The following is a 26,100-nucleotide window of genomic DNA, read 5'->3' as shown; positions in this document are numbered from 1 at the left end:
CCGCCCGAACACGATGAAAACCGAATTCCTCGACCTTTCGCCCGCTTCGTCCGCACGCGGCACGCTGCGGCTTCCGGGCTCCAAGAGCATTTCCAACCGCGCCTTGCTGCTGGCCGCGCTGGCCGAGGGCGATACGCTGCTGCACGACCTGCTGTCGTCGGACGATGTCGACCGCATGCTCGATGCACTGCGCACGCTGGCCGTTAACTGGTGCCACGCCGGTGGCGACGACTACGTCATCAGCGGCACCGGTGGGCGCTTCCCGGTCAAGAAGGCAGACCTCTTCCTCGGCAATGCCGGTACCGCCTTCCGTCCGCTCACCGCCGTGCTGGCGCTGATGGGCGGCGAGTACCGCCTGCACGGCGTGCCGCGCATGCACGAGCGGCCGATCGGAGATCTGGTCGATGCGCTGCGCCAGGTTGGCGCTCGCATCGACTACGAGGGCAACGACGGCTTTCCGCCCTTGCGCATCCATCCGGCGCAGATCAACGAAGTGCCGGTGGTGCGCGTGCGCGGCGACGTGTCCAGCCAGTTCCTGACCGGCTTGCTGATGGCCTTGCCGCTGACCGGCCGCGCACTGCGCATCGAGGTCGAAGGCGAGCTGATTTCCAAGCCCTACGTCGACATCACGCTGGCGCTGATGCGCCAGTTCGGCGTCAACGCCGAGCGCGAGGGCTGGGCGGCGATCAATCTGCCGGCCGGTGCGCGCTATGTGTCGCCCGGCGAGTGCTTCGTCGAGGGGGACGCGTCGTCCGCCTCCTATTTCCTGGCCGCAGGGGCCATCGGCGGCGGTCCGGTGCGTGTCGAGGGCGTCGGTCGCGACTCGGTGCAGGGCGATGTCGCCTTCGCGCAGGCGCTCGAACAGTTGGGTGCCGTGGTGGCGATGGGGCCGAACTGGATCGAGGCGCGCGCGCCCGAGGGCGGTCGACTGCGCGCATTCGACCTTGACCTGAACCACATTCCGGATGCCGCGATGACGCTGGCCATCTGCGCGCTGTTCGCCGACGGCCCGAGCCGGCTGCGCAATATCGCCAGCTGGCGGGTCAAGGAAACCGACCGTATTTCCGCGATGGCGATCGAACTGCGCAAGCTCGGCGCCACGGTGGAGGAGGGCGCCGATTACCTCGCCATCACGCCGCCGGCGACCCTGACGCCGGGGGCTGCCATCGACACCTACGACGATCACCGTATGGCGATGTGCTTCTCGCTCGCCACGTTGGGTGGTGTGCCGGTGCGCATCATGGACCCGGGCTGCGTGGCCAAGACCTTCCCCGAATACTTCCGGCGCTGGTCGGAGGTGGCGGCATGAACGACGTTCCGGTCATTGCAATCGACGGCCCGTCGGCCTCCGGCAAAGGTACGGTCGCCGCGCGTGTGGCGGCGGCACTGGGCTTTCACCTGCTGGACAGCGGCGCGCTCTACCGCCTCACCGCTGTGGCTGCTATGCGTGCCGGCGTTGCGCTCGACGATGAGCCGGCGCTCGGGAAGCTCGCCGCAGCGCTCGACGTACGCTTCGCCGACGGCTCGACCTGGCTGGCTGACGAAGAGGTGTCGGACGCCATGCGCAGCGAGGCGGCCTCGGTCGGCGCATCGAAAGTGGCGGTCCATGGTGCGGTGCGTGCGGCGCTGCTTGAGCGCCAGCGCGCCTTCCGCCAGGCGCCAGGGCTGGTCGGCGACGGCCGCGACATGGGCTCGGTGGTGTTCCCGGACGCGCGCCTGAAGGTGTTCCTGACCGCCAGCGTCGAGATTCGCGCCGAACGCCGCTATAAGCAGTTGATCGAAAAAGGTGTTTCTGCTAGTCTGGAAAGTCTTTCGCAAGATTTGCGGGAACGGGACGAGCGGGATCGCAACCGGGCACATGCGCCATTGGTGCAATTGCCTGACGCCATTCTGCTCGATACCAGTTCGATGACCGTTGATGCCGCCGTCCAGTTCGTGCTGGATGCGTGGGAAAAAGTGAAAGCGGACTGAATGGCGTGTTTGCTTCCGGATGGTTCCGGATGCACGTCGGCAGTCCAAGGCGCACGGGGCGAGCAAGTCGCTCCCTGCTGTGTTCATACCTAACCCGTTGCCGCGCAAGCGGCTTTTGCCAATGTCCCAAGTTGCCCAGTCGTCCGACTCCATGGAAAGTTTTGCCGCGCTGTTCGAGGAAAGCCTCACGCGCCAGGAAATGCGCGCCGGTGAAGTCATCACCGCCGAAGTCATGCGCGTGGATCAGAATTTCGTCGTCGTCAATGCCGGCCTGAAGTCGGAAAGCTACATCTCGATCGACGAATTCCGCACCGATCGCGGTGAACTGACGGTCGCCCCCGGCGATTACGTCAGCGTTGCAATCGAAATGCTCGAGGATGGCTACGGTGAAACCCGCCTGTCCCGCGACAAGGCCAAGCGCATCGCCGCATGGAACGAACTGGAAAAGGCACTGGGCGATGGCTCCATCGTCAAGGGTCTGGTGTCGGGCAAGGTCAAGGGTGGTCTGACCGTCATGACCAACGGCATCCGCGCCTTCCTGCCGGGTTCGCTGGTCGACCTGCGTCCGGTCAAGGACACCACGCCGTACGAGAACAAGGAATTCGAATTCAAGGTCATCAAGCTCGACCGCAAGCGCAACAACGTCGTTGTGTCGCGTCGCGCCGTGCTCGAACTGACCGCCGGTGAAGAGCGCGAAAAGCTGCTCGAAAACCTCAAGGAAGGCACCGTCGTCAAGGGTATCGTCAAGAACATCACCGACTACGGCGCGTTCGTCGACCTCGGCGGTATCGATGGCCTGCTGCACATCACCGATCTGGCCTGGCGCCGCGTGCGTCACCCGTCGGAAGTGCTGGCGGTCGGTGACGAAGTCGAAGCCAAGGTGCTCAAGTTCGACGCCGAGAAGAACCGCGTGTCGCTGGGTCTCAAGCAGCTGGGCGAAGATCCGTGGGTAGGCATCTCGCGCCGCTACCCGCAGGGCACCCGCCTGTTCGGCAAGGTGACCAACCTGACCGATTACGGCGCATTCGTCGAGATCGAGCAAGGCATCGAAGGCCTGGTCCACGTGTCCGAAATGGACTGGACCAACAAGAACATCCACCCGACCAAGGTTGTCCAGCTGGGCGACGAGGTCGAAGTGATGATTCTCGAGATCGACGAAGACCGTCGCCGGATTTCGCTGGGCATGAAGCAGTGCATGCCGAATCCGTGGGAAGACTTCTCGATGAACCACAAGAAGGGCGATAAGGTCCGCGGCCAGATCAAGTCGATCACTGACTTTGGCGTGTTCATCGGTCTGACCGGCGCCATCGATGGCCTGGTTCACCTGTCCGACCTGTCGTGGTCGCTGCCCGGCGAAGAAGCCGTGCGCAACTACAAGAAGGGTGACGAAGTCGAGGCCGTCGTGCTGTCGATCGATGTCGAGCGCGAGCGCATCTCGCTCGGTGTCAAGCAGATGGATGGAGATCCCTTCACCAACTTCATCGCCACCCACGACAAGAACAGCGTCGTGCGCGGCACCGTGAAGACGGTGGATGCCAAGGGCGCCGTGATCGCGCTGAACGAAGATGTCGAAGGCTACCTGCGCGCTTCGGAAGCTTCGCGTGACCGCGTCGAAGACCTGACGACCATCCTCAACGTCGGCGACGAGGTCGAGGCGATGATCGTCAATCTGGACCGCAAGACCCGTTCGATCACGCTGTCGGTGCGTGCGAAGGATCAGGCTGAACAGAATGACGCCATCCAGAAGATCCAGGCAGAGGGTACGTCGGCCAGCAGTGGCACGACCAACCTCGGCGCGCTGCTGAAGGCGAAGCTGAAGAACTCCTGATCGTTTCGCACGATCGGTGTTCACGTGACAACGCCGCCTGCGGGCGGCGTTGTCTTGTCATCACCCGGCAAGGTTGAAATCGCTCATCTGATACGTCATGACCAAATCCGAACTGATCACCCGGTTGGCCACCCGCTTCCCGCAACTGGTCGCCAAGGACGCCGATTACGCCGTGAAGATGATCCTCGATGAAATGACCGCAGCGCTGGTGCGCGGCGATCGCATCGAAATCCGCGGTTTTGGCAGCTTTTCGCTGAACCATCGCCCGCCGCGCGTGGGCCGTAACCCGAAGTCGGGCGAGAAGGTCATGGTTCCGGAGAAGCGGGTACCGCATTTCAAGGCGGGCAAGGAACTGCGCGAGCGCGTCGACAACGCGCTGAACACTGCAGGCCTCGTGGCCTGACATCCGCCGCAATGGCGATACTTAACTGGCTGCTGCGCATCGTCGTCTTCCTGTTGCTGCTCGGCCTCGCGGCCCGTAACAGTGATCCGGTGACGGTGCGCTTCTTCTTCGGACACGACTGGCGCGTGGAGTTGTCCCTCGTACTGCTCGCTCTGTTCTTCTTCGGCGCCCTGCTGGGCGCATTGGCCGGGTGGTCGCTGGCGCGCAGTCGCGCCGCGCACGACGGACAATCGCCGACCGCCGACTGACCCCCTTCCCACATGGAAATCGAACTCTGGTGGCTCCTGGCCCTGCCGCTCTTCTTCGGGCTGGGCTGGCTTGCCGCGCGCATCGACATCCGGCATCTCGTGCGCGAGTCGCGCGCGCTGCCGCGCTCCTATTTCGCCGGCCTGAATTTCCTGCTGAACGAGCAGCCGGACCGCGCAATCGACTCCTTCATCGAGGCGACCAGCAAGGATCCGCAGACGGTGGAACTGCAATTTGCGCTCGGCAATCTGTTCCGCCGTCGTGGTGAAACCGATCGTGCGATCCAGATCCATCAGGCGCTCGCCGCCCGCGAGGACGTGCGTGCCGAACAACGGCTGAATGCGCGCCTCGAACTGGGTCTCGACTTTCTCAAGGCCGGACTGCTGGACCGCGCAGAGGAGGCATTCGTCGGCCTGCGCGGCAGTGCGGTCGATATCGAGGCCCTGCACCACCTGCTGGACATCTACCAGCAGGAGAAAGAGTGGCACAAGGCGATAGACATCGCCCGCGCGCTGCCGGAAAACGAATCGCACCGTGCGCAGAAGGACATCGCGCAGTTCCTGTGCGAACTCGCCACACAGGCGCTGGCGCAGTCCCGCATGGGCGACGCGCGAAGCCTGCTCGGCGAGGCACTGACCACGCATCGCAAGTGCGTGCGCGCATTGATGCTGCTCGGTGATGCGGCCGCCGCTGAGCAGAAGTGGGAAGAGGCAATCGAGCACTGGCAGCGCATCGAGCAGCAGAATCCGGTCTATCTGGCGCTGGTGGCCTCGCGCATGGCCGACGCCTACCGCAAGCTCGGGCGCGAACGCCAGGGCATCACGCTGCTGAAGAGCTATCTCGAACGGCACGCCTCGCTCGATCTGCTCGACGTCGTGTTCAAGGAGGAACTCGACGCCGAAGGCCCGACGGGCGCACTGACACTCGTGCGTGAGGAACTGCGCCGCAATCCGACCCTGCTAGGCCTGGACAAGCTGCTGGAGGCGCAAATGCAGACGCTGCCGCCGGAGGCACGCCCCGATTCCGATCTGATGAAGAACATCATCCACGCGCACACGCGGCGCGTCGCGCGCTACCGTTGCGATAGCTGCGGCTTCAAGGCGCGCCAGTTCCACTGGCATTGCCCGGCCTGCGGCGGCTGGGAGACCTATCCGCCCAAGCGCACCGAAGAATTCGACCTGACACCCTGATCAACGCACCGAGCACCGCATGAGCCTGACGCTTCCCGATACCTGCAACGCGCGCATCCTGGTCGCCGGCGACGTGATGCTGGACCGCTACTGGTTCGGCGACGTGCAGCGCATCTCTCCCGAAGCGCCGGTGCCGGTGGTCAAGATCGACCGCGTCGAGGAAAGACCGGGCGGCGCGGCCAACGTGGCACGCAACTGCGCGGCGCTCGGTGCGAAGGTGAGCCTGCTGTCGGTGGTCGGTGCCGACGACGCAGGTCGCACCTTGCGCGCGCAGATGAAGGCCGCGCGTATCGCCGCCAGCCTGCACGAAGACCCGCAGCTGGATACCACGATCAAACTGCGCGTGATCGGCCGCCAGCAGCAGTTGCTGCGCATCGATTTCGAGAGTGCGCCGGCGCGCGAGGTGCTGTGTGCCAAGCTCGACGATTTCGCACGCCGCGTGAAGGACGTCGACGTGGTCATCCTGTCCGACTACGGCAAGGGCGCGCTGGCCGACATCCGCGACATGATGGACATCGCGCGTGCGGCCGGAAAGCCGGTGCTGGTCGATCCCAAGGGCGACGACTACACCCGTTACGCCGGCGCCACGCTGCTCAAGCCGAACCGCAGCGAATTGCGCGAGGTGGTCGGCAGCTGGGCTGACGACGACGATCTGGCGCGTCGCGCCACCGCGCTGCGCGACGAGCTTGGGCTCGGTGCGTTGCTGCTGACCCGCTCGGACGCCGGCATGAGTCTTTATTCGGCCGACGGCGTGGTGCACGAGAGCGCGCTCGCGCGCGAGGTATATGACGTCAGCGGCGCGGGCGACACGGTGATCGCCACCATGGCGGTCATGATGGCCAGCGGCTGTTCGCAGGTCGACGCGATGCGCCTGGCCAACCGTGCCGCCGGCATCGTGGTCGGCAAGCTGGGCACCGCCGTGTGCGCGCTCGACGAACTCGCCGCCGACCTGCGCCACGGCGCCGCCTGAGCGGTATCCTTCCACGGTCATCGTTCCGGGAGTCGTCATGCGTCGCCTGTTCTGCATGCTGCTGTGCCTGCTTGCCGCGCCCGCCTTCGCAGTACTCGACCTGAACAGTGCCACGGAAGCCGAACTCGACGCATTGCCCGGCGTCGGGCCGAGCCGAGCGCAGGCCATCATCGAGCACCGGACGAAGAACGGGCCTTTCACCTCGGTGGACGAACTGCGCAACGTGAAGGGCATCGGTGACAAGACCTTTGCCGAACTGAAGCCGCTTCTGGTCGTCGGCGCGGGCGCGCCGGCATCCGCCGCGCCGCGTGCCGACGTGCCCGCAGCTCCGGAAGCCGCGCCGGCGTCGTCCGGCGGTTTCCCGTGGTGGATCGCGGCGCTCATTGCCGTCGGCGCAGCGATCGCTTTCGTATTGATGCGCCGGCGCGGCACGTCTCAGGCGCCTGCACAAGTTCCAGTGTCGGTGCCCGAAGCGCCTGTGCCGCCCGCCAGGCCCGCCGTCGGCAGCGCACCGAAACCCGCCGCATCATCGCCGCCGCCGCGTCCGGCAGGCGGCACAGCGCACGCCACATCGGGTAACGCCTCCGCACCGCCGGCACGACCGGCCGGTGCGCCGCCCCGGCCGGCGGGCAGCAGTGCGCCCGCCCAGTCGTCTGCCCCATCGGCCGACACTGCAGCAGATGCGCCATCGTCCGCGCCGCCAAAGCCGGCGGGCGCGCCACCCAAACCGGCCGGCTCGCGCTGAGACGGCCTCACCGACTCCAAGGCAGCCATGCAATACAAGACTCTCGAAGATTTCGTCGGCAATACGCCGCTGGTGCGCCTGCAGCGCATTCCGGGCGCCGACAACGGCCGTCGCGGCAACGTCATCCTGGCGAAGCTGGAAGGCAATAACCCGGCCGGTTCGGTCAAGGACAGGCCGGCGCTGTCCATGATCAAGCGCGCGGAGGAGCGCGGCGACATCAAGCCCGGCGATACGCTGATCGAGGCGACCAGCGGCAACACCGGCATCGCGCTGGCGATGGTGGCGGCCATGCGCGGCTACAGGATGATTCTGGTGATGCCGGAGAACCAGAGCATCGAGCGTCGTCAGAGCATGGCCGCCTATGGCGCAGAACTGGTGCTGACGGCAAAGGAAGGCAGCATGGAACTGGCGCGCGATACGGCCGAGAAACTGCGCGATGAAGGCCGCGGCGTCATCCTCGACCAGTTCGGCAACAGCGACAATCCGCGCGCGCACATCGAAGGAACAGGGCCGGAGATCTGGCGTGACACCGACGGGCGTGTCACCCACTTCGTCAGTTCGATGGGCACCACCGGCACCATCATGGGCACCTCGACCTATCTGAAATCGCAGAACCCGGCGATCCAGATCATCGGCTGCCAGCCGGAAGAAGGGGCGCAGATTCCGGGCATTCGCAAGTGGCCCGAGGCCTATCTGCCGAAGATCTACGACCGTAGCCGTGTCGATCGGCTGGAGTACGTCGGCCAGCATGACGCCGAGGAAATGACCCGCCGCCTGGCGCGTGAAGAGGGCATCTGCGCTGGCATCAGCTCGGGCGGCGCGATGGTCGTCGCGCTGCGCATCGCGGCCGAGGTCGAGAATGCGACCATCGTCAGCATCGTCTGCGACCGCGGCGACCGCTACCTCTCCACGGGTGTTTTCCCTTCCTGATCGCCTGCGGGGCTTCCTTCTTGCGCTGACGCTGGCGGCGATGCCGCTCGCCGCCGGTGCCGCGTTCCAGCTTCGCTTCGACCGGCTGTCGGCGTCGGCCATCACGCTGGACGACGTGCACGTCGAGGCCACGGCGCTGGACGGTGGCCGTGCGCGCGTCCGTGCGGTACGGGCGCAGATCGCCGGGCACACGCTGCAGCAGGTGCAGCTCGACTGCGCGGATTTTTCCGCCTTGCCCGAACAGCGCTGTCGCGGTGGGGTGCTGCGCGCGCGCGGCTATGGCCCGTGGCCGCTCGAGTTTTCGGTGCGTGGTGCGCAACGGGTGCTCGACGCGAATGTCCGCTTCTCGCCGGACCTGCGTGTCACGGTCGGCGGCGCCTTGGCTGGCGCGCACCCGCATCTGACGCTACAGGCCAAGGCGGTCGATATCGCCCGCCTGCTCGCGCTCGAGCCCGCGCTGAAGTCTTTGCTGAAGGACTACGCGCCGGCAGGGCGCGCCGACGTCGAAGCCGTGCTGACGGATTTCGGCGCCGCCCGATCCCCGCATGTCGAGGCGCGTCTGCTGCTGACCGATGCACGATTCGCGTCGGCTGACGGCCTGCGTGCCGCCGAGGGCATGTCGCTCGCGCTCGCTCTTGACGCCACCCGGCAGGGTGAGGACTGGCTCGGTCGCGCCTCGATTGACTGGCGGGCCGGCGAACTGCTGTGGGACAGCATCTATCTGAAGGGTGGCGGAACGACGCTGGCGAGCGATTTCGCGCTGACTGCCGGCAGCCTTGAGCTGCGCGCCGGCACGCTGGATCTGGCCGGCGTCGGGCGGCTGAACCTGGAGGCGCTCTTCGCGCGGTCGCCGGCAACGCTGACGCGCGCGCGCGTCGAGGGCCGTTCGTTCGATCTCGACGCGCTGAACACGCGCTTTGTCGAACCGCTGTTCGCCGCGCGCGGCTGGCCGACCTTCGCAGTGTCCGGCCGCGCCGATCTTGTCGCCGAGTTCGACGCACAGGGAGTGACGGCCGCGACGCTGCACCTGGCCAACGCGGCGGTCGCCGACAAGTCGGGGCGCTGGTCGCTCGACGGCGTGACCGCGCTTTTCCCGTGGCGGCGCGATGCGCCGACCGAGCCGCACGCAGCGGTCACGTCGGCGCACTTCGACCGCTTGCCCTTCGGTGCCTTCGAACTGAAAGCACGCGTGGCGGCCGACCGGGTGTCGCTCGAATCGGTGCGCATCCCGGTGCTCGATGCCGGGCTGCGACTCAATCTGCTCGATTTCCAAAGGGCCGACGGCCGCTGGCGCGGCGATCTGTCCTTTGATCTGGAGCCGGTGTCGATGCCGGAACTGAGCGAAGCGCTGGGCCTGCCGCGCATGGCCGGCAGCCTGGGCGCCAGCGTGCCGCACGTGAGTTGGCGCGACGGCGTGCTCTCACTGGACGGTCAATTGCTGATCCGCGTGTTCGACGGCTATGTTGCCGCCACCGGGCTGCGCGTCATCGAACCCCTCGGGACGACGCCGCGTGTTCTTGCCGACCTCCAGATGCGTTACATCGATCTGGAGGCGCTGACCGACACGGTGAAGTTCGGCCGCGTCACCGGCCGTCTCGACGGCGACGTGAAGGGGCTGGAACTGTTGCGCTGGCGGCCCGTGGCCTTCGCTGCGCACATACGGTCGAGTGAGGGTGACTATCCGCGCGTGATCAGCCAGAGAGCGGTGCAGAACATTACCGCGCTTGGCGGGCCGGGTGCGGCGGCGGCGATACAGCGCAGCTTCCTCGGTTTCTTCGAGCGCTTCGGCTATCGCCGGATCGGCCTGTCCTGCGTGCTGCGCGACGGGGTGTGCGATATGGACGGCATCGCGCCGCGCGGCGACGGATTCATGCTGATCGAGGGCGGCGGCATCCCGGCGCTCAGCGTGGTTGGCTACAATCGGCGCGTCGACTGGCCGGAGCTGATCGAGCGACTGCGGCGGGTGACCGACGCAAAGCCGGTCGTCAAATGAATGGAGACACGATGACAAGTGCAATGACCAGGACGATCTGCCTGATGTTGATGGGCGCTGCGCTGTCGGCGGCGTGCGTCACCATCAATATCTATTTCCCCGCTGCAGCGGCAGAAAAGGCAGCCGACCGCATCATCGACGAGGTGTGGCAGCTGAAGAAGGAACAGGACAGCAAGGCCCAGCCGGAGGGAAATCAGCAATGAACACACTGAAACGCATGGTCCTGCTCGGCGCGATGTGGGCGGCGACGGCTTGGGCGCAGGGCAATATCGAGATCAACACGCCGGCGATCAGCCAGATCAAGTCAAGCATGCAGGCAAGACACACGCAGCTTGCGCCGCATTACGCGTCCGGTGCGGTCGGTCTGGGTGCCGATGGCACTGTCGTGCTGCGCGATGCCAATGCGGTGCCGCTGGCGCAACGGCAGGCGGTACAGGGCCTTGTTGCGCAGGAGAACACGGACCGCGCCGCCCTCTACCGCGAGATCGCCCGCGCCAACGGTCACCCGGAATGGGAGGCGGACATCCGCTCGACCTTCGCACAGCGCTGGATCGAGCGCGCGCAGTCGGGCTGGTACATCCAGTCCGGCGGGCAGTGGTCGCGCAAGTAACTGCATTCGAACAACAACGCAAAGTCATCACGGGATTCTCATGGCCGCCGTACTCGTATTCGATATCGAAAGCATTCCGGACGTCGCCGGCATCCGCGCGCTCAACAATCTGCCGGATGAGCTGTCCGACGCCGAGGTGGCCGAGTTCGCCTTCCAGCAACGTCGCGCCGCTGTCGGTCACGACTTCCTGCCCTTGCATCTGCAGCGCGTGGTGGTCATTTCGTGCGCGCTGCGCGATGCGAAATCGCTGAAGGTGTGGTCGCTGTCCGAGCCGGAGAACGGCGAGGGCCAGATCATCCAGCGCTTCTACGAGGGTATCGAGAAGCTGACGCCGCAGATCGTGTCGTGGAACGGCGCCGGCTTCGACCTGCCGGTGCTGCACTACCGCGGTCTGATTCACGGCGTGACCGCGCCGCGCTATTGGGAAATGGGCGAGGGCGACGGGCCGGACGCACGCGAATTCAAGTGGAACAACTACATCAGTCGCTACCATTCGCGCCACCTCGACCTGATGGACCTGCTCGCGCTGTATCAGGGCCGTGGCAATGCGCCGCTCGACGATCTGGCGAAGCTGATCGGTTTCCCCGGCAAGCTGGGCATGGATGGTTCGGCGGTATGGGGTGCCTGGCAGCGCGGCGAGATTGCCGGCATCCGCGATTACTGCGAAACCGACGTACTGAACACCTTCCTCGTCTTCCAGCGCTTCCAGCTGATGCGTGGCGTGCTGGACCGCGCGCAGTACGATGCCGAGATCGCTTTCGTCCGCGAGTGGCTGGCGGCCCAGCCGGGCGAGCACTGGAAGGAATATCTTGCCGCGTGGAAAACAGCCTGACTCGGCCGGCGTGAAAAAATGTCTTGAACGGGAGCGAGATTTCGCTATACTTGCGCGCTCTCTTCAGGCGCGTAGCTCAGCTGGTTAGAGCACCACCTTGACATGGTGGGGGTCGTTGGTTCGAGTCCAATCGCGCCTACCAACACACACTGCAGGGCTTGAAAGGCAGCGTTATGACACCGCGAACTCGTTTCACCCCGGTATCGATCACTGCCTGAGGCCTGCAGCCAAAGACGCACGTTCTGACGTGCGCAGACAGAAAAGTGCGGCCAAGGCCGCACTTTTTTTTCGTCCATAGATTTCATTACATCCCCGTTACCGATTTCCGGAGCAAGACCATGGTCAACATCACCCTGCCTGATGGTTCGGTCCGCAGTTTCGAATCCGCCGTGACGGTGCGCGACGTCGCCGCATCGATCGGCGCAGGTCTTGCGAAGGCGGCCTTGGCCGGCCGTGTGGACGGCAAGCTCGTCGATACCTCCTTTGTCATCGAGAACGACGCGCAGCTGGCCATCGTGACCGACAAGGACGCCGACGGCCTCGACATGATCCGCCACTCGACGGCCCACTTGCTCGCGTACGCGGTGAAGGAGCTGTTTCCCGACGCGCAGGTGACCATCGGACCGGTGATCGACAACGGCTTCTATTACGACTTCTCGTACAAGCGGCCGTTCACGCCGGAAGATCTGGTGGCGATCGAACAGCGCATGGCCGAACTGGCGAAGAAGGACATCCCGGTGTCGCGCGAGGTGTGGCAGCGCGACAAGGCCGTCGACTTCTTCAATTCCATCGGCGAGCACTACAAGGCGGAAATCATCGCGTCGATTCCGGCCGACCAGGACGTGTCGCTGTACCGCGAAGGCGATTTCATCGACCTGTGCCGCGGCCCGCACGTGCCGTCTACCGGCAAGCTCAAGGTGTTCAAGCTGATGAAGGTGGCCGGCGCCTATTGGCGCGGTGACGCGAAGAACGAAATGCTCCAGCGCATCTACGGCACGGCCTGGGCGAAGAAGGACGAGCAGGACGCCTATCTCAACATGCTGGAAGAGGCGGAGAAGCGCGATCACCGCCGCCTCGCCAAGCAGCTCGACCTCTTTCACATGCAGGAAGAGGCGCCGGGCATGGTGTTCTGGCACCCGAAGGGCTGGGTGGTGTGGCAGCAGATCGAGCAGTACATGCGCAATGCGCTCGACCGCGCCGGCTACCGCGAAGTGAAGACGCCGCTGATGATGGACCGTGTGCTGTGGGAGAAGTCCGGCCACTGGGAGAACTACCGCGAGAACATGTTCACCACGGAATCGGAAAAGCGCGACTACGCAGTGAAGCCGATGAACTGTCCCGGCCACGTGCAGATCTTCAACAACACGTTGCATTCCTATCGCGACCTGCCGCTGCGCATCGCCGAATTCGGCTCCTGCCACCGTAACGAGCCGTCCGGCGCGCTGCATGGCCTGATGCGCGTGCGCGGTTTCGTGCAGGACGACGCGCACATCTTCTGCACCGAAGGTCAGATCACGTCGGAGGTGATCGCCTTCAACGAATTGCTGCAGACCGTGTATCGCGATTTCGGCTTCACCGACGTCGCGGTCAAGCTGTCGCTGCGTCCGCCGAAGCGGGCCGGTTCCGACGACGTGTGGGATCGCGCCGAGGCTGGCTTGCGTGATGCGCTGTCGGCATCCGGCATGCAGTGGGAGGAACTGCCGGGCGAGGGGGCCTTCTATGGTCCGAAGATCGAGTACCACATCAAGGACGCGATCGGTCGCTCGTGGCAGTGCGGCACGCTGCAGCTCGACTTCGTGCTGCCTGAGCGTCTGCACGCCGAGTACGTGGCGGAGGACAACTCGCGCCAGCGACCGGTCATGCTGCACCGCGCCGTGCTCGGTTCGCTCGAGCGTTTCATCGGCATCCTGATCGAAAACCACGCCGGAAACTTCCCTTTGTGGCTCGCGCCGGTGCAGGCGGTTGTGATGAGCATCACCGAAGCCCAGGCCGATTACGCTCAAACCGTTGCAAATGCGCTACGCGACGCCGGTCTGCGCGTCGAATGCGATTTGCGCGGAGAGAAAATAAACTATAAAATCCGCGAACATAGCTTGCAAAAGCTGCCTTACCAGATTGTCGTAGGCGACAAGGAGAAGGCTGCTAACGTGGTGGCCGTGCGTGCCCGCGGAAATATCGATCTCGGGCAGATGCCTTTGAGCGACCTGATTCAGCGCTTCGCTGATGAAATCGCTTCCCGGGGCATCGATCGCACGGCTTGATTTTTTTCGTCTCGGGAGTACGAGCATCAGTCAGCAAAAATCGCAGCGCACCAATTCGGAGATCAACGCCCCTGAAATCCGCCTCGTAGGCGACGAGGGCGAACAGCTTGGAATCATGTCTTCACGCCAGGCGTTGGCCATGGCGGAAGAGGCCGGGCTCGATCTGGTCGAAATTGCGCCGCTTGCCAAGCCGCCGGTCTGTCGTCTGATGGACTTCGGCAAGTTCAAGTACCAGGAAGCCAAGCGTGCTGCCGAGGCGAAGTCGAAGCAGAAGCAGATCCAGGTCAAGGAAGTCAAGTTCCGTCCGGGTACGGACGAGGGTGACTACCAGATCAAGCTGCGCAACCTGACACGCTTCCTTCAGGACGGCGACAAGGCGAAGGTCACCCTTCGTTTCCGCGGTCGTGAAATGGCGCACCAGGAGTTCGGTATCCGCTTGCTTGAGCGCGTCAAGACGGATCTCGAGGCGCTGGCCGTGGTCGAGCAGTTTCCGAAGCTTGAAGGGCGACAGCTGATCATGGTGCTGGCTCCCCAGAAGAAGAAGGTCTGACCGACGCTTCTCAGGAATCTGCCGGGGTGATACCGGGCGATGCGCGAGGCAAAAGCCTCGCGTCGCCGACACATCAGTGTCGGCAAAACAAGTATTCACGGGTCTGAAAGTGCAGCGAGGGGTTCGCGGCCACCTGTGAAGATGACATAAATGGAGTTTTTGTCATGCCCAAGATGAAGACCAAGAAGGGCGCTGCGAAGCGCTTCAAGGTCCGGGCGAGCGGCAGCATCAAGCGTTCGCAGGCGTTCAAGCGCCACATTCTCACCAAGAAGACCACCAAGTCGAAGCGTCAGCTTCGCGGTACGACGGCGGTGCACGCCACGGACGACGCACGCGTCCGCAACATGTTGCCCTACGCATAAGGAGGCCGAACCATGCCGAGAGTGAAACGTGGCGTGACGGCACGTGCCCGTCATAAGAAAGTTCTTGACCAGGCCAAGGGTTACCGCGGCCGTCGCAACAGTGTCTACCGGATCGCCAAAGAAGCGGTGATGAAGGCGGGGCAATATGCCTACCGTGACCGTCGTCAACGCAAGCGTCAGTTCCGTTCGCTGTGGATCGTGCGTATCAACGCCGCCGCACGTGAGCTGGGCATGACTTACTCCACGCTGATCAACGGCCTGAACAAGGCGTCGATCCAGGTGGACCGCAAGGTGCTGGCTGACCTCGCCGTGTTCGACAAGGCTGCGTTTGCCGCCATTGCGAACCAGGCCAAGGCCAAGCTCGCCGCCTGAGCGTCCCGTACGCAAAAAAAGGAGGCCAGGCCTCCTTTTTTTGTCCCTGAAATACCTGGGTAGAAGTCGATGAGTGATCTGGAAGCCCTTGTTTCGCAAGCTGAATCCGATTTTTCTGCCGCGGCCGATGCGGTCGTGCTCGAGCAGGTAAAGGCGCGCTATCTCGGCAAGTCGGGCAGCCTGACCGAACTGCTGAAGGGGCTGGGCAAGCTCGATCCCGAAGCGCGCAAGGAAGCGGGTGCGGCGATCAACGTCGCCAAGCAGAAGGTCGAGTCGGCACTGGAGGCTCGTCGCGACGCGCTGCGCCGTGCGGCACTGGAAGCGCGGCTCGCGGAAGAAGCGCTGGACGTCACGCTGCCCGGCCGTGGTCGCGGTCGTGGCGGTCTGCATCCGGTATCGCGCACGCTGGAGCGCATCGAAACGCTGTTCCGCGGCATCGGCTTCGACGTCGCGGATGGCCCGGAGATCGAAACCGACTTCCATAACTTCACCGCATTGAACACGCCGGAAAACCACCCCGCGCGTTCGATGCATGACACCTTCTATCTGGAAGGTGCCAGCGACGTGATGCTGCGCACCCACACCAGCCCGATCCAGGTGCGCTACATGCAGGCGCACGTGGCGCGTCATGCGGGCGCCGACGTGATGCCGGAAATCCGCATCATTGCGCCGGGCCGTGTCTATCGCGTTGATTCCGATGCCACGCATTCGCCGATGTTTCATCAGGTCGAAGGCCTGTGGGTCGGTGAATCGGTCAGCTTCGCCGACCTCAAGGGTGTGGTGAGCGACTTCCTGCATCGCTTCTTCGAGACCGACCAGCTGGATGTGCGCTTCCGTCCGTCCTTCTTCCCCTTCACCGAGCCGTCGGCGGAAATCGATGTCGCCTTCATGAGCGGGCCGCTGGCCGGGCGCTGGCTGGAGATCGCCGGCTGCGGCATGGTGCATCCGAACGTGCTGGGTCACTGCGGCATCGACGCCGAACGCTACACCGGTTTTGCCTTCGGCTTCGGCCCGGATCGCCTGACCATGCTGCGTTATGGCATCAATGATCTGCGCCTGTTCTATGACGGCGACGTGCGCTTCCTGAGCCAGTTCCGCTGAGGTTTCACTGACATGCAATTTTCCGAAAAGTGGTTGCGCAGCTTTGTCGATCCGGAGATCGATACCGCAGCGCTGTCTCACCTGCTGACGATGGCCGGCCTCGAAGTCGAGGAACTGGATCCGGCGGCGGCGCCTTTCACCGGCGTCGTGGTTGCGGAAGTGCTGTCGGTCGCTCCGCACCCGGACGCCGATCGCCTGCGCGTCTGTCAGGTCAATGCGGGCGGCGAGCCGCTGCAGATCGTCTGTGGCGCACCGAACGTCGCCGCAGGGATGAAGGTGCCCTGCGCCACGGTGGGCGCGAAATTGCCGGGCATCGACATCAAGCGCGCCAAGCTGCGCGGTGTCGAAAGCAGCGGCATGCTGTGTTCGGCACGCGAACTGGGCATCTCGGAAGAGGCCTCCGGTCTGCTCGCGCTGCCGGCCGACGCGCCGGTGGGTACCAGCATCCGTGAATACCTTGATCTCGATGACAACGTGTTCGTCATCAAGCTCACGCCTAACCGGGCGGACTGCTTCGGCATGACCGGCATCGCGCGCGAGGTCGCCGCGCTGACCGGTGCGCCGCTGAGCCTGCCGACCGTTGCCACCGCACCGGTGAGCATCGCCGACGTACTGCCGGTGAAGGTCGAGCACGCCGATCTGTGCGGCCGTTTTTCAGGCCGCGTCATCCGTGGCGTCAACGCCCGTGCGGCGACGCCGGACTGGATGAAGCGCCGCCTGGAGCGCGCGGGCATGCGCTCGATTTCGGTGCTGGTCGACATTTCCAATTACGTGATGCTGGAAATGAACCGCCCGAACCACGTGTTCGATCTCGATCGCGTGCAGGGCGGTCTGCATGTGCGCTGGGCGAAGGCGGGTGAAAAGCTGGTGCTGCTGAACGAACAGACCATCGAACTCACCACCGACTGCGGCGTGATCGCCGACGACGCCGGTGTCGAGAGCTTCGCCGGCATCATGGGCGGCGCGTCGACTTCCTGCACCGACGACACGCGCAACGTCTATGTCGAAGCGGCCTTCTGGCTGCCCGATGCGATCCAGGGCCGCGCCCGTCGTTACGCCTTCTCCAGCGAAGCGGCGCATCGTTTCGAGCGTGGCGTCGATTTCGCCGACACGGTGGCCGGTGTCGAGCGCGTCAGTCAGCTCATCCTCGAACTGTGTGGCGGCCAGGCGGGTCCGGTCGATGACCAGATCACCGCACTGCCGTCGCGCGATCCGGTTCGCCTGCGTCCGGCCCGCGCGGCGCGCGTGCTCGGCATCCGTTTCAGCGACGACCAGATCGCTGCGCTGCTCGGCCGCCTTGGCCTCGCGTTCTCGCGCGATGGCAGTGATTTCATCGTGCAGCCGCCGAGCTGGCGCTTCGATCTGCGCATCGAGGAAGACCTGATCGAGGAACTGGCGCGTCTGCACGGTTACGACAACATCCCGACCGTGCCGCCGGTGGGGCGCCTGGCGATGCCGGTGTTGCCGGAAGCGCGACGCGGCGCGTTTGCGCTGCGTCACCTGCTGGCTGACCGCGATTACCAGGAGGTGATCAATTTCGCCTTCGTCGAACGTCGCTGGGAAAGCGACTTCGCAGGCAACGACGCGCCGGTCGTGCTCGCCAATCCGATCGCCAGCCAGATGTCCGTCATGCGCTCGACGCTGATCGGTGGTCTGGTCGACAACGTTGCCACCAACCGCCGTCGCCAGACCGAGCGCGTGCGCGTGTTCGAGATCGGCCGCTGCTTCGCGAAGGATGCCGGTGCCCAGCCGGTTGCCGGCTATGCACAGACGCTGCGTATCGCTGCGCTTGCCTGGGGCGGTGACAGTGCCGAACAGTGGGGCGTCGCTACGCGTGCGGTCGACTTCTTCGACGTGAAGGCCGACATCGAGGCGCTGCTGTGGCCGCGTCAGGCGACCTTCGCGGTGGCGCGTCATCCCGCTCTGCATCCGGGGCGGTCTGCATCGGTCAGCCTCGACGGACAGGTCATCGGCTGCATCGGAGAGCTGCACCCGGAACTGGTCCAGCGTTACGAGCTGGGTTCGGCGCCGGTGCTGTTCGAACTCGATCTCGAACCTCTGCTCGAAGTGCCGATGCCGGCCCATCGCACGCTGTCGCGTCAGCCCTCGGTGCGTCGCGACATCGCGCTGCTGCTGCCGCGGACGACCGCCGCATCGGCTGTGCTCGACGGTCTGCGGAACGTCGCGGCAGGCATCGTGCAGGAGATCGCACTGTTCGACCTGTATCAGGGCAAAGGCATTGCGGATACGGAAAAAAGCTTTGCTTTCCGTATACTTATGCAAGATACTGAACGTACTTTGGCGGACGCGGAAGTCGACGCGGCCGTGCAGGAACTGGTGAGCTATGCACAGCGTGAGTTCGGGGCAAGGCTGCGCGCCTGAGGCGGCAGGGCGACAGAAGTTGAAGGGAGCCGCATGACCACACTGACCAAGGCCGAACTGGCGGAGATGCTGTTCGAACAGGTAGGGCTGAACAAGCGCGAAGCCAAAGATATGGTCGAAGCATTTTTTGACGAGATCCGCGATGCGCTTGAAAGCGGCGACGGCGTGAAGCTGTCGGGCTTCGGCAATTTCCAGCTGCGCGACAAGCCGCAGCGGCCCGGCCGCAACCCGAAAACCGGCGAAGAGATTCCGATCACGGCGCGGCGCGTCGTCACCTTTCATGCCAGTCAGAAACTGAAGTCGGCAGTCGAGGGCATCGCCTACGATGGAAACGACGAATAAGGAATCGCAGGCGCTGCCTGCAATTCCTGCCAAGCGCTATTTCACGATCGGCGAGGTCAGCGAACTGTGCGGCGTGAAGCCGCACGTGCTGCGCTACTGGGAACAGGAATTCACCCAGCTCAAGCCGGTGAAGCGGCGCGGCAACCGGCGCTACTACCAGCACCACGAAGTGCTGCTGGTGCGCCGTATCCGCCAGTTGCTGTACGAGGAAGGCTTCACCATCAGCGGCGCGCGCAACCGGCTCGACGATTCCGATCCGCGTGCGGCGGCAGCCGACGCTGCATCGACCGGCGGCATCGACGTCGCGGCGCTGCGCAGCGAACTCGAAGCGCTGCGCGATCTGTTGAGCTGAACGCGCTTCATTTTTAGCTCATCGCGACCCCTCAAGCGGCAGTCCGCTGTTATACTTGCAGGCTGAGTCGGGGCGTAGCGCAGCCTGGTAGCGCACTTGCATGGGGTGCAAGGGGTCGCGAGTTCGAATCCCGCCGCCCCGACCATTTGTTTTTCCGGCAGTACTGATGCACTGGCCGATCTGCTCAAGCCGTTCCGTTCCGGAACGGCTTTTTGCTTTCTGGCGGTCACCGTGGCGGAGCGTTGCGGAGCGCGCCGTCGTATTGCTCCGCACGGAGGAAGTCCATGCGCATGCCCGCTCTGTCCGTGCAGATGACCGGCGGCGTGGCGGGGACGTTGATCGCGCTGACGGTCTATGTCCTTGGTCCGGCCAATGACGCCCTGCGCGCTGGTCTGGCCATCTTCGTGCTGATCGGCGCACTGTGGCTGACCCAGGCGCTCCCACTGACCCTCACCGCGCTGCTGGTGCCGGTGTGCGCGGTGCTGTCGGGTCTGATGAGCGTACAGCAGGCGCTCGCGCCCTTTGCCCATCCCATCATTTTCCTGTTCCTCGGTGGCTTCGCGCTCGCCGCCGCATTGTCTCGGCATGGCCTCGATCGTCTGCTTGCACGTCGTGTGATGGCCCTCGCCGGCGGACGCCGTCTGCGCGCCCATCTGCTGCTGTTCGGGCTCGTTGCCGCGCTGTCGATGTGGATCAGCAACACGGCGGCGGCCGTCATGGCGCTGCCGCTTGCGCTCGGACTGCTACCCGCCACGGCGGATGCGCGCGAGCGCACCTTCGTGCTTCTCGGGGTCGCCTACAGCGCCAGCATAGGCGGCATCGGCACTCTGGTCGGCAGCCCGCCAAACGCCATCGCGGCGGCGCAGGCGGGAATCGGCTTCGCCGAGTGGATGCGCTTCGGCATTCCGGCGGTGCTGCTGCTTATGCCGCTGATGGTCGGTGTGCTGTGGCTCCTGTTGCGGCCACCTGTCGACGGCGACGCGCCCTTGCTGGCGGACGAGCATTACGCCTGGACACCGGGCGCGCTTCTGACGCTCATCGTGTTTGCCTGCGCGGTGCTGGCCTGGGTGTTCGGCGCCCCGCTCGGTCGCCTGCTCGGTGTGGCCGGCGACATCGATGCGCTGATTGCACTGATCGTGCTCATCGCACTGGTGGCCGGCCGGGCGGTTGAGTGGAAGGACGTCGAGCGGCAGACGGAGTGGGGTGTGCTGCTGCTGTTCGGCGGTGGGCTTGCACTCGGTGCCGTGCTAGGAAGGAGCGGCGCAAGCAGCTATCTGTCCGACCGTCTGCTGGGCGTGATGGTCGACGCGCCCGGCTGGCTGATCGTGCTCGGCGTGGTGGCCTTCGTGGTCATGTTGACCGAGCTGGTGAGCAACACCGCTACCGCGGCGCTGCTGGTGCCCTTGCTCGTCGCGTTGGCACCCGACGTCGGCCTCGATCCGCGAGGACTGGCGGTAGCAGTGGCGATTTCGGCGTCCTGTGCCTTCATGCTGCCGGTCGCCACGCCGCCGAACGCTCTGGTGTTCGGCACCGGCGACGTGGCGGCGCGCGACATGATGCGGTGCGGGCTGCTGCTCAACCTGGTCTGCATCCTGGTGATTTCCGCGCTCGTCGGCGTGCTCTGAACGCGTCCGGACGGCTGTGCGCGGCGCCGTGCTATAGTCCGCGGCTGATTTCGCGGGGCTCCGGCAGGGCGTGCGGCGGTGTGCCGGCAAGCCCGACGGCAAGGCCTCGCGCCGTTTTCCCATGTGCGTCGCCGACATCCGGACCGCAATCCGGCCGCAGCTCCGGCGCACTCGACCGGCACCCAGGCGTCCGGTCGCAACCTTCGTTCCGCAGCCTTTCATGCGCATCCTGTTGTCCAACGACGACGGCTACTTTGCCCCCGGCCTCGAGGCGCTCGCCCGTGCGCTGACAGAGGTCGGTGATGTGACCGTCGTGGCCCCCGAGGCCGACCGCAGCGGCGCCAGCAATTCCCTTACGCTGGACCGCCCCCTCATCCTGCGCCGCGCGCGCAACGGTTTTTATTATGTCAATGGCACGCCGTCGGACTGTGTGCACCTGGCAGTGACCGGCATGCTCGACCATCTGCCGGACATCGTCGTGTCCGGCATCAACGACGGCGCGAACATGGGTGACGACACCATCTACTCGGGCACCGTCGCCGCCGCCACCGAGGGCTTTCTGCTCGGCGTGCCTGCGATCGCCATGTCGATGACACGCAAGGGCAGTGCGCACTACGAAACCGCCGCCCGCATTGCCTGCGATCTGGTGCGCCGCCTGACTGAGCGACCCTTCGCGGCGCCGGTGCTGCTCAATGTGAACGTGCCCGACCTGTCGACCGAGGAACTGAAGGGCATACAGATCACCCGCCTGGGTCGGCGCCACAAGGCGGAGCCGGTGGTGCGCACGATCAACCCGCGCAACGAGACTGTTTACTGGGTCGGCGCCGCCGGTGCCGCGCAGGACGCCGGCGACGGCACCGATTTCCACGCAACGGCGAACGGCTTTGCGTCGATCACGCCGCTGCAGATCGACCTCACGCACGTGGCCCAGATGGGGCAGGTCCGGGACTGGCTGGGCGCATGACGTCGAAGGACGAGAGCCTCGCGCTGACGCGCGCACGGGCGCGCATGGTCGATCGACTGCGTGCCTCAGGCATCCGCGACGAGGGCGTGCTGGCGGCAATGCAGGCCATTCCGCGCCACCAGTTCGTTGAAGAGGCGCTGCGCAGCCGGGCCTACGAAGACACGGCGCTGCCGCTCGGTTATCAGCAGACCATTTCGCAGCCCTTCATCGTCGCGCGCATGATTGAACTTCTGCGCGTCGGCGGACGTCCTCTCGGCAAGACGCTCGAAGTCGGTGCGGGCTGCGGCTATCAGGCCGCCGTACTGTCGAAGCTGGCGAAAGACGTCTACGCGGTCGAGCGCCTCGCACCGCTGCTCGAACTGGCCAAGCGCAATCTGCGTCCGCTGCGTCTGCCCAATGTGCGCCTGAAACATGCGGATGGCACCGTCGGTCTGGCCGCCGAAGCGCCCTTCGATACAATCATCGTCGCCGCGGCGGCCACCACCGTACCGATGCCGCTGCTCGAACAGCTGGCCGAAGGTGGCCGCCTCATCCTGCCGGTGGGCGCCGGCGACCAGACGCTGCGCATGATCGAGCATCAGCCGCAGCATCGCTTTGTCGAATCGAAACTGGACGCGGTGCGCTTCGTGCCGCTCCTGCCGGGGGTTGAATGAATAGAAGGCTGTGTGCGCTGTCCGCCGTGAGCCTGCTGCTGGCCGCGTGCGCCGGCACGCGTCCGGCTCCGGTCGAGGACCGCACTTCGGCGCCGGCAGTCGCGGCGACGGCTGCGCCTGCGGCGACCGCAGTGCCGGCCGCACGTGCCGGCTTCCACATCGTGTCCAAGGGCGAAACGCTCTACAGCATCGCGCTGGAGCACGGCCAGGACTGGCGTGATCTGGTCATCTGGAACCGCATCGAGAACCCCAATCTGATCCGCATCGGTCAGGAATTGCGCGTCGCGCAGCCGGAGGGGGCGGTCGAGATACGTCCCATCGTGACGCCGGGTGCGGTCGAGTCCCGGCCGCTCGAGCCGGCGCCGCAACAAGCGGCGGCGGCAGCAGCAACGACCGCGGAACCGGCTAACAGCACCGTGCTGAAGCGTGAGCCGCGTGGTGGAGTCGAAGCCTATTCGGAAGAGGCGCTGGCGCGCATGAAGGGGGCGCCACTGGCGGCAGCCACCGCGGCGCCGACACCGGCTGCGGCCGCGGCCGCGACGACGCCGGCAGTACCCGTCGTCGCGCCCGAGTCGTCCCGCTCGGAAGACGGTATCGAATGGAGCTGGCCGGCGCAGGGCCGCATCATCGGCCGCTTCGGTGAAGGATCGGGCAAGGGCGTGGACGTCAGCGGCAAGCTCGGCGATCCGGTGCTCGCTGCGGCTGGCGGACGTGTCGTGTATGCGGGCGAGGCGATGCGCGGTTATGGCAAACTGGTCATCATCAAGCATGACAACACCTATCTGTCCGCGTACGCGCACAACAGCAAAATCCTGGTTCAGGAACGCGATACGGTGAAACGCGGACAAAGGATAGCCGAGCTCGGTGACACCGATACCGAAGCCGGCAAGCCCCGGCTGCACTTCGAAATACGGCGCCAGGGCAAGCCCGTCGATCCGCTGAAGTATCTGCCACCGAGATAGCCGCCATGTCCGATCTGTCGCTGCCTGATGATGCCGAACCCGTCGAGCCCATCGAGGACGACGCGGCGATCAGCGACATCGACACGCCGGAAGCGGTGGTCGAGGCGGTCGAGCCCGCCGAGGCGGAGTTCTTCGGCGATGCGACCCAGCTCTACCTGAACGAGATCGGCGCCAATCCGCTGCTGACGCCGGAAGAGGAGCTGTCGCTGTCGCGCCGCGTGCGCCTCGGCGACTTCGAGGCGCGGCAGATCATGATCGAGCGCAACCTGCGTCTGGTCGTCAATATCGCCAAGCACTACCTGAACCGCGGCATGCCGCTGCTCGATCTGGTCGAGGAGGGCAATCTCGGCCTGATCCACGCGCTGGAGAAATTCGACCCGGAGCGCGGTTTCCGCTTCTCGACCTACGCCACCTGGTGGATACGGCAGAACATCGAGCGCGCGATCATGAACCAGTCGCGCACGATACGGCTGCCGGTACACGTGGTGAAGGAGCTGAACCAGGTGCTGCGCGCAATGCGCAGCCTGGAGTCGCGCAGCGGCGGCGACTGCTGCGCCGAGGACATTGCGCAGCTGCTGGCCAAACCGGTCGAGGACGTGCGGCACATCCTGTCGCTGAACGAGCACACCGCCTCGCTGGACGCGCCGCTGGACATCGACCCCTCGCTGTCGATCGGCGAATCGCTGGCCGACGACGAGCAGGACGGGCCGGATGTGCAGATCCAGAACGCCGAGATCGGCTCACTCGTACACACCTGGATTTCCCAGCTCGGCGACAAGCAGCGCACGGTGATCGAGTACCGCTACGGCATCAATGGCTGCGAGATTGCCACGCTGGAAGAGCTGGCCGAGCGACTGGGCCTGACGCGGGAGCGGGTGCGCCAGATCCAGCTCGAAGCGCTGGCGCAGCTGCGCAAGATATTGCGGCGGGCGGGGGTGTCGAGGGATGTGCTGTTGTAGATTCCTGAGTGGTTTTGCTGCGCTCTTACGGAACATCACTTGCTCAGTGATGCGACGGCGTCGCCGCTGCAAGCGCTGCAGTCGCGGTCAGAAGACTGCTCCCACAGGCATCCGCGCGGCGCTCTTTGTGGGAGCGGTCTTCTGACCGCGACGGGGCGGGCGATTCCGCGCCGGCGCGGGGTCAAGCGGCACCCGTGGTGAGTCGGTAAGGGTGGCTGGCGCGTTGCGAGAACCCCGTGTTGCCCCACAGCCAGCCTGTTCAGCGGGCGCGAGGCGATGCTTCGCGAAACCACATCGGAAGGAGTGCCGGCCCTGCATGGCCGGCCCGTTCGGGAGGCGCGACACGGGTATGCCTTCTGCGTATGCCCGCGCTGATCGACGACCCCAGGGCTGGCCCTGCATGGCCAGCCCGTTCAGCGGGCGCGGCGCAGTGCGCCGCGAAACCCCCGCTTCACCCCATCGCCAGCTGCGCTACGGTGCGCAGGCCGTAGTCGAACAGTTGCTGCAGCGCCGGGGCGAAGAAGGGCATCGACAGCAGCAGCATGACGAAGCCGGCAATCAGCGTGACCGGGAAGCCGATCGCGAACAGGTTCAACGTCGGTGCGGCGCGGGTCAGTATGGCCAGTGCGATGTTCACCACCAGCAGCGCCGCGATCACCGGCAGTGCGAGCATCACGCCGGCCGAGAAGATGGTGCTGCCCCAGCGTGCGATCGCCATCCAGCCGTTGGCCGGGAACAGGTCGGCGCCGACCGGCCACCACTCGAAGCTGTTGCCGATCACGGCCAGCAACATCAGGTGGCCGTTGATCGACAGGAAGATGAGCATCGCGAGCAGGCCAAGGAATTCGGAAATCACCGGCGACTGCGCTGCGTTGTCCGGATCGTAGAACATCGCGAAGCCCAGACCCATCTGCAGACCAATCAGCTCGCCAGCCAGATCGATCGCGGTAAACACGACGCGCATCGAGAAGCCGAGCGCGATGCCGATCAGCATCTGCTGCAGCAACGCGAGCAGACCCGGCCACGAACCGACGATCAGTCCCGAGGGCGGCAGCGCGGGGATCAGCGCCAGCGTCATCGCCGCGCCGAAGCCCATGCGGATGCGCGCTGGAATCGCGCGATTGCTCAGGATGGGTGCGGTCGCGATCAGCCCCATGATGCGGGCCAGCGGAAACAGGAAGCCCGCCATCCACAGGTCGAGCTGGGCGGCGGACAGATTGATCACTTCAGCCGATCAGCGACGGAATGGACGAGTAGAGCCGGCGGATGTAGTCGGTCATCAGCGTGATCATCCACGGCCCGGCCAGCACGATGACCAGGAACACCGCGATCAGCTTCGGGATGAAGGAAAGCGTCATTTCGTTCACCTGCGTCGCCGCCTGGAAGATGCTGACGAGCAGGCCGGTCACCAGCGCGGCGCCCAGCATCGGCGCCGAAATGATGAGCAGGATTTCGACCGCGTGGCGACCGATGTCGACGACGGTGGTGGGGGTCATG

28 protein-coding genes and 2 tRNA genes are annotated in these 26,100 nt (G+C 65.2%); 28 read left to right on the top strand and 2 right to left on the bottom strand.

Going from position 1 to position 26,100, the window contains the following annotated elements:
* Positions 1–13 precede the first annotated feature (13 nt).
* The 28 genes from aroA (at position 14) to rpoS (ending at position 24,603) form a co-directional block, all read left to right on the top strand.
* The gene (aroA, locus tag AC51BJ_RS09200) at positions 14–1,309 is read left to right on the top strand and encodes a 3-phosphoshikimate 1-carboxyvinyltransferase (RefSeq protein WP_496280023.1); all 1,296 of its coding nucleotides are present in this window, start codon (positions 14–16) and stop codon (positions 1,307–1,309) included.
* Complete coding sequence (gene cmk, locus AC51BJ_RS09195) at positions 1,306–1,971, top strand: (d)CMP kinase (RefSeq protein ID WP_430433244.1); 666 nt, start codon at positions 1,306–1,308, stop codon at positions 1,969–1,971. Before aroA ends, cmk begins: the two co-directional genes overlap by 4 nt.
* Before the next feature lie 121 nt (positions 1,972–2,092).
* Positions 2,093–3,799, top strand: a complete 1,707-nt coding sequence (gene rpsA, locus AC51BJ_RS09190) for a 30S ribosomal protein S1 (protein ID WP_024300568.1) — start codon at positions 2,093–2,095, stop codon at positions 3,797–3,799.
* A 97-nt stretch (positions 3,800–3,896) separates the two neighbouring features.
* Entirely contained in the window at positions 3,897–4,202 is a 306-nt protein-coding gene (locus tag AC51BJ_RS09185) for an integration host factor subunit beta (RefSeq protein WP_019919106.1), read from the top strand.
* Positions 4,203–4,213: 11 nt separating this feature from the next.
* Positions 4,214–4,450, top strand: coding sequence for a LapA family protein (locus AC51BJ_RS09180; protein WP_496280022.1), 237 nt, complete (start codon positions 4,214–4,216; stop codon positions 4,448–4,450).
* Between the two features lie 12 nt (positions 4,451–4,462).
* Positions 4,463–5,638, top strand: a complete 1,176-nt coding sequence (lapB, locus tag AC51BJ_RS09175; protein WP_430433246.1) for a lipopolysaccharide assembly protein LapB — start codon at positions 4,463–4,465, stop codon at positions 5,636–5,638.
* A 19-nt stretch (positions 5,639–5,657) separates the two neighbouring features.
* Positions 5,658–6,608, top strand: coding sequence for a D-glycero-beta-D-manno-heptose-7-phosphate kinase (gene rfaE1 / locus AC51BJ_RS09170; protein WP_496280021.1), 951 nt, complete (start codon positions 5,658–5,660; stop codon positions 6,606–6,608).
* Positions 6,609–6,645: 37 nt separating this feature from the next.
* Positions 6,646–7,353: a ComEA family DNA-binding protein gene (locus AC51BJ_RS09165; RefSeq protein WP_496280020.1), complete on the top strand. Its 708-nt coding sequence runs from the start codon at positions 6,646–6,648 to the stop codon at positions 7,351–7,353.
* 27 nt (positions 7,354–7,380) lie between these two features.
* Positions 7,381–8,283, top strand: a complete 903-nt coding sequence (cysM, locus tag AC51BJ_RS09160; protein WP_496280019.1) for a cysteine synthase CysM — start codon at positions 7,381–7,383, stop codon at positions 8,281–8,283.
* Positions 8,267–10,276 carry a translocation/assembly module TamB domain-containing protein gene (locus AC51BJ_RS09155; RefSeq protein ID WP_496280018.1) on the top strand — a complete coding sequence of 670 codons (2,010 nt, stop codon included), beginning with the start codon at positions 8,267–8,269 and terminating at the stop codon, positions 10,274–10,276. Before cysM ends, AC51BJ_RS09155 begins: the two co-directional genes overlap by 17 nt.
* Before the next feature lie 23 nt (positions 10,277–10,299).
* A complete protein-coding gene (locus tag AC51BJ_RS09150) occupies positions 10,300–10,479 on the top strand; it encodes a hypothetical protein (protein WP_496280017.1) in 180 nt (59 codons plus the stop codon).
* Positions 10,476–10,886: a YdbL family probable chaperone protein gene (locus AC51BJ_RS09145; RefSeq protein WP_496280016.1), complete on the top strand. Its 411-nt coding sequence runs from the start codon at positions 10,476–10,478 to the stop codon at positions 10,884–10,886. The genes AC51BJ_RS09150 and AC51BJ_RS09145 overlap by 4 nt, the downstream gene beginning before the upstream one ends.
* Positions 10,887–10,926: 40 nt before the next feature.
* A complete protein-coding gene (locus tag AC51BJ_RS09140; RefSeq protein WP_304007000.1) occupies positions 10,927–11,718 on the top strand; it encodes a 3'-5' exonuclease in 792 nt (263 codons plus the stop codon).
* Positions 11,719–11,783: 65 nt separating this feature from the next.
* Positions 11,784–11,860: transfer RNA gene (locus AC51BJ_RS09135), tRNA-Val, on the top strand.
* A gap of 196 nt (positions 11,861–12,056) precedes the next feature.
* Complete coding sequence (gene thrS, locus AC51BJ_RS09130; RefSeq protein WP_496280015.1) at positions 12,057–13,979, top strand: threonine--tRNA ligase; 1,923 nt, start codon at positions 12,057–12,059, stop codon at positions 13,977–13,979.
* A complete protein-coding gene (infC, locus tag AC51BJ_RS09125; protein WP_081627197.1) occupies positions 13,942–14,529 on the top strand; it encodes a translation initiation factor IF-3 in 588 nt (195 codons plus the stop codon). Before thrS ends, infC begins: the two co-directional genes overlap by 38 nt.
* 164 nt (positions 14,530–14,693) lie before the next feature.
* A complete protein-coding gene (rpmI, locus tag AC51BJ_RS09120) occupies positions 14,694–14,891 on the top strand; it encodes a 50S ribosomal protein L35 (protein ID WP_019919094.1) in 198 nt (65 codons plus the stop codon).
* A gap of 12 nt (positions 14,892–14,903) precedes the next feature.
* Positions 14,904–15,263, top strand: coding sequence for a 50S ribosomal protein L20 (gene rplT, locus AC51BJ_RS09115; RefSeq protein WP_024300567.1), 360 nt, complete (start codon positions 14,904–14,906; stop codon positions 15,261–15,263).
* 69 nt (positions 15,264–15,332) lie between these two features.
* Complete coding sequence (gene pheS, locus AC51BJ_RS09110; protein WP_496280014.1) at positions 15,333–16,364, top strand: phenylalanine--tRNA ligase subunit alpha; 1,032 nt, start codon at positions 15,333–15,335, stop codon at positions 16,362–16,364.
* A gap of 12 nt (positions 16,365–16,376) precedes the next feature.
* Complete coding sequence (gene pheT, locus AC51BJ_RS09105) at positions 16,377–18,746, top strand: phenylalanine--tRNA ligase subunit beta (RefSeq protein ID WP_496280013.1); 2,370 nt, start codon at positions 16,377–16,379, stop codon at positions 18,744–18,746.
* A 33-nt stretch (positions 18,747–18,779) separates the two neighbouring features.
* Positions 18,780–19,088 (top strand): integration host factor subunit alpha, encoded by a 309-nt coding sequence (locus AC51BJ_RS09100; RefSeq protein WP_008062640.1) that lies wholly within the window; start codon positions 18,780–18,782, stop codon positions 19,086–19,088.
* Positions 19,072–19,440 (top strand): MerR family transcriptional regulator, encoded by a 369-nt coding sequence (locus tag AC51BJ_RS09095; protein WP_020163956.1) that lies wholly within the window; start codon positions 19,072–19,074, stop codon positions 19,438–19,440. The genes AC51BJ_RS09100 and AC51BJ_RS09095 overlap by 17 nt, the downstream gene beginning before the upstream one ends.
* 68 nt (positions 19,441–19,508) lie before the next feature.
* A tRNA-Pro gene (locus AC51BJ_RS09090) sits at positions 19,509–19,585 on the top strand.
* A gap of 145 nt (positions 19,586–19,730) precedes the next feature.
* The gene (locus AC51BJ_RS09085; RefSeq protein WP_496280012.1) at positions 19,731–21,065 is read left to right on the top strand and encodes an SLC13 family permease; all 1,335 of its coding nucleotides are present in this window, start codon (positions 19,731–19,733) and stop codon (positions 21,063–21,065) included.
* A 220-nt stretch (positions 21,066–21,285) separates the two neighbouring features.
* Complete coding sequence (gene surE, locus AC51BJ_RS09080; protein ID WP_020163958.1) at positions 21,286–22,029, top strand: 5'/3'-nucleotidase SurE; 744 nt, start codon at positions 21,286–21,288, stop codon at positions 22,027–22,029.
* The gene (locus tag AC51BJ_RS09075) at positions 22,026–22,682 is read left to right on the top strand and encodes a protein-L-isoaspartate(D-aspartate) O-methyltransferase (RefSeq protein WP_496280011.1); all 657 of its coding nucleotides are present in this window, start codon (positions 22,026–22,028) and stop codon (positions 22,680–22,682) included. Before surE ends, AC51BJ_RS09075 begins: the two co-directional genes overlap by 4 nt.
* The gene (locus AC51BJ_RS09070) at positions 22,679–23,644 is read left to right on the top strand and encodes a peptidoglycan DD-metalloendopeptidase family protein (RefSeq protein WP_496280010.1); all 966 of its coding nucleotides are present in this window, start codon (positions 22,679–22,681) and stop codon (positions 23,642–23,644) included. Before AC51BJ_RS09075 ends, AC51BJ_RS09070 begins: the two co-directional genes overlap by 4 nt.
* 5 nt (positions 23,645–23,649) lie before the next feature.
* Positions 23,650–24,603: an RNA polymerase sigma factor RpoS gene (rpoS, locus tag AC51BJ_RS09065; protein ID WP_019919013.1), complete on the top strand. Its 954-nt coding sequence runs from the start codon at positions 23,650–23,652 to the stop codon at positions 24,601–24,603.
* Between the two features lie 451 nt (positions 24,604–25,054).
* Here the strand turns inward: rpoS and fliR are convergent, their stop codons facing one another.
* Positions 25,055–25,828 (bottom strand): flagellar biosynthetic protein FliR, encoded by a 774-nt coding sequence (gene fliR, locus AC51BJ_RS09060; protein WP_304003695.1) that lies wholly within the window; start codon positions 25,826–25,828, stop codon positions 25,055–25,057.
* Position 25,829: 1 nt separating this feature from the next.
* Complete coding sequence (gene fliQ / locus AC51BJ_RS09055; protein ID WP_304003696.1) at positions 25,830–26,099, bottom strand: flagellar biosynthesis protein FliQ; 270 nt, start codon at positions 26,097–26,099, stop codon at positions 25,830–25,832.
* Position 26,100: the final 1 nt, after the last annotated feature.

The sequence above is a fragment of the Methyloversatilis sp. S146-33 genome (assembly GCF_059552495.1).
The sequence above is the reverse complement of the archived record's forward strand: the minus strand, read 5'-3'. Positions and strand labels throughout refer to the sequence as shown.

Coding starts and splice junctions, on each gene's coding strand:
- rpmI (WP_019919094.1), top strand. CDS start 14,694: ATGCCCAAGATGAAGACCAAGAAGGGCGCTGCGAAGCGCTTCAAGGTC.
- rpoS (WP_019919013.1), top strand. CDS start 23,650: ATGTCCGATCTGTCGCTGCCTGATGATGCCGAACCCGTCGAGCCCATC.
- AC51BJ_RS09185 (WP_019919106.1), top strand. CDS start 3,897: ATGACCAAATCCGAACTGATCACCCGGTTGGCCACCCGCTTCCCGCAA.
- AC51BJ_RS09100 (WP_008062640.1), top strand. CDS start 18,780: ATGACCACACTGACCAAGGCCGAACTGGCGGAGATGCTGTTCGAACAG.
- AC51BJ_RS09085 (WP_496280012.1), top strand. CDS start 19,731: ATGCCCGCTCTGTCCGTGCAGATGACCGGCGGCGTGGCGGGGACGTTG.
- cmk (WP_430433244.1), top strand. CDS start 1,306: ATGAACGACGTTCCGGTCATTGCAATCGACGGCCCGTCGGCCTCCGGC.
- rpsA (WP_024300568.1), top strand. CDS start 2,093: ATGTCCCAAGTTGCCCAGTCGTCCGACTCCATGGAAAGTTTTGCCGCG.
- AC51BJ_RS09180 (WP_496280022.1), top strand. CDS start 4,214: ATGGCGATACTTAACTGGCTGCTGCGCATCGTCGTCTTCCTGTTGCTG.
- fliQ (WP_304003696.1), bottom strand. CDS start 26,099: ATGACCCCCACCACCGTCGTCGACATCGGTCGCCACGCGGTCGAAATC.
- AC51BJ_RS09140 (WP_304007000.1), top strand. CDS start 10,927: ATGGCCGCCGTACTCGTATTCGATATCGAAAGCATTCCGGACGTCGCC.
- rfaE1 (WP_496280021.1), top strand. CDS start 5,658: ATGAGCCTGACGCTTCCCGATACCTGCAACGCGCGCATCCTGGTCGCC.
- AC51BJ_RS09165 (WP_496280020.1), top strand. CDS start 6,646: ATGCGTCGCCTGTTCTGCATGCTGCTGTGCCTGCTTGCCGCGCCCGCC.
- rplT (WP_024300567.1), top strand. CDS start 14,904: ATGCCGAGAGTGAAACGTGGCGTGACGGCACGTGCCCGTCATAAGAAA.
- AC51BJ_RS09150 (WP_496280017.1), top strand. CDS start 10,300: ATGACCAGGACGATCTGCCTGATGTTGATGGGCGCTGCGCTGTCGGCG.
- pheS (WP_496280014.1), top strand. CDS start 15,333: ATGAGTGATCTGGAAGCCCTTGTTTCGCAAGCTGAATCCGATTTTTCT.
- aroA (WP_496280023.1), top strand. CDS start 14: ATGAAAACCGAATTCCTCGACCTTTCGCCCGCTTCGTCCGCACGCGGC.
- pheT (WP_496280013.1), top strand. CDS start 16,377: ATGCAATTTTCCGAAAAGTGGTTGCGCAGCTTTGTCGATCCGGAGATC.
- AC51BJ_RS09095 (WP_020163956.1), top strand. CDS start 19,072: ATGGAAACGACGAATAAGGAATCGCAGGCGCTGCCTGCAATTCCTGCC.
- AC51BJ_RS09145 (WP_496280016.1), top strand. CDS start 10,476: ATGAACACACTGAAACGCATGGTCCTGCTCGGCGCGATGTGGGCGGCG.
- AC51BJ_RS09070 (WP_496280010.1), top strand. CDS start 22,679: ATGAATAGAAGGCTGTGTGCGCTGTCCGCCGTGAGCCTGCTGCTGGCC.
- infC (WP_081627197.1), top strand. CDS start 13,942: ATGAAATCGCTTCCCGGGGCATCGATCGCACGGCTTGATTTTTTTCGT.
- thrS (WP_496280015.1), top strand. CDS start 12,057: ATGGTCAACATCACCCTGCCTGATGGTTCGGTCCGCAGTTTCGAATCC.
- cysM (WP_496280019.1), top strand. CDS start 7,381: ATGCAATACAAGACTCTCGAAGATTTCGTCGGCAATACGCCGCTGGTG.
- lapB (WP_430433246.1), top strand. CDS start 4,463: ATGGAAATCGAACTCTGGTGGCTCCTGGCCCTGCCGCTCTTCTTCGGG.
- AC51BJ_RS09075 (WP_496280011.1), top strand. CDS start 22,026: ATGACGTCGAAGGACGAGAGCCTCGCGCTGACGCGCGCACGGGCGCGC.
- surE (WP_020163958.1), top strand. CDS start 21,286: ATGCGCATCCTGTTGTCCAACGACGACGGCTACTTTGCCCCCGGCCTC.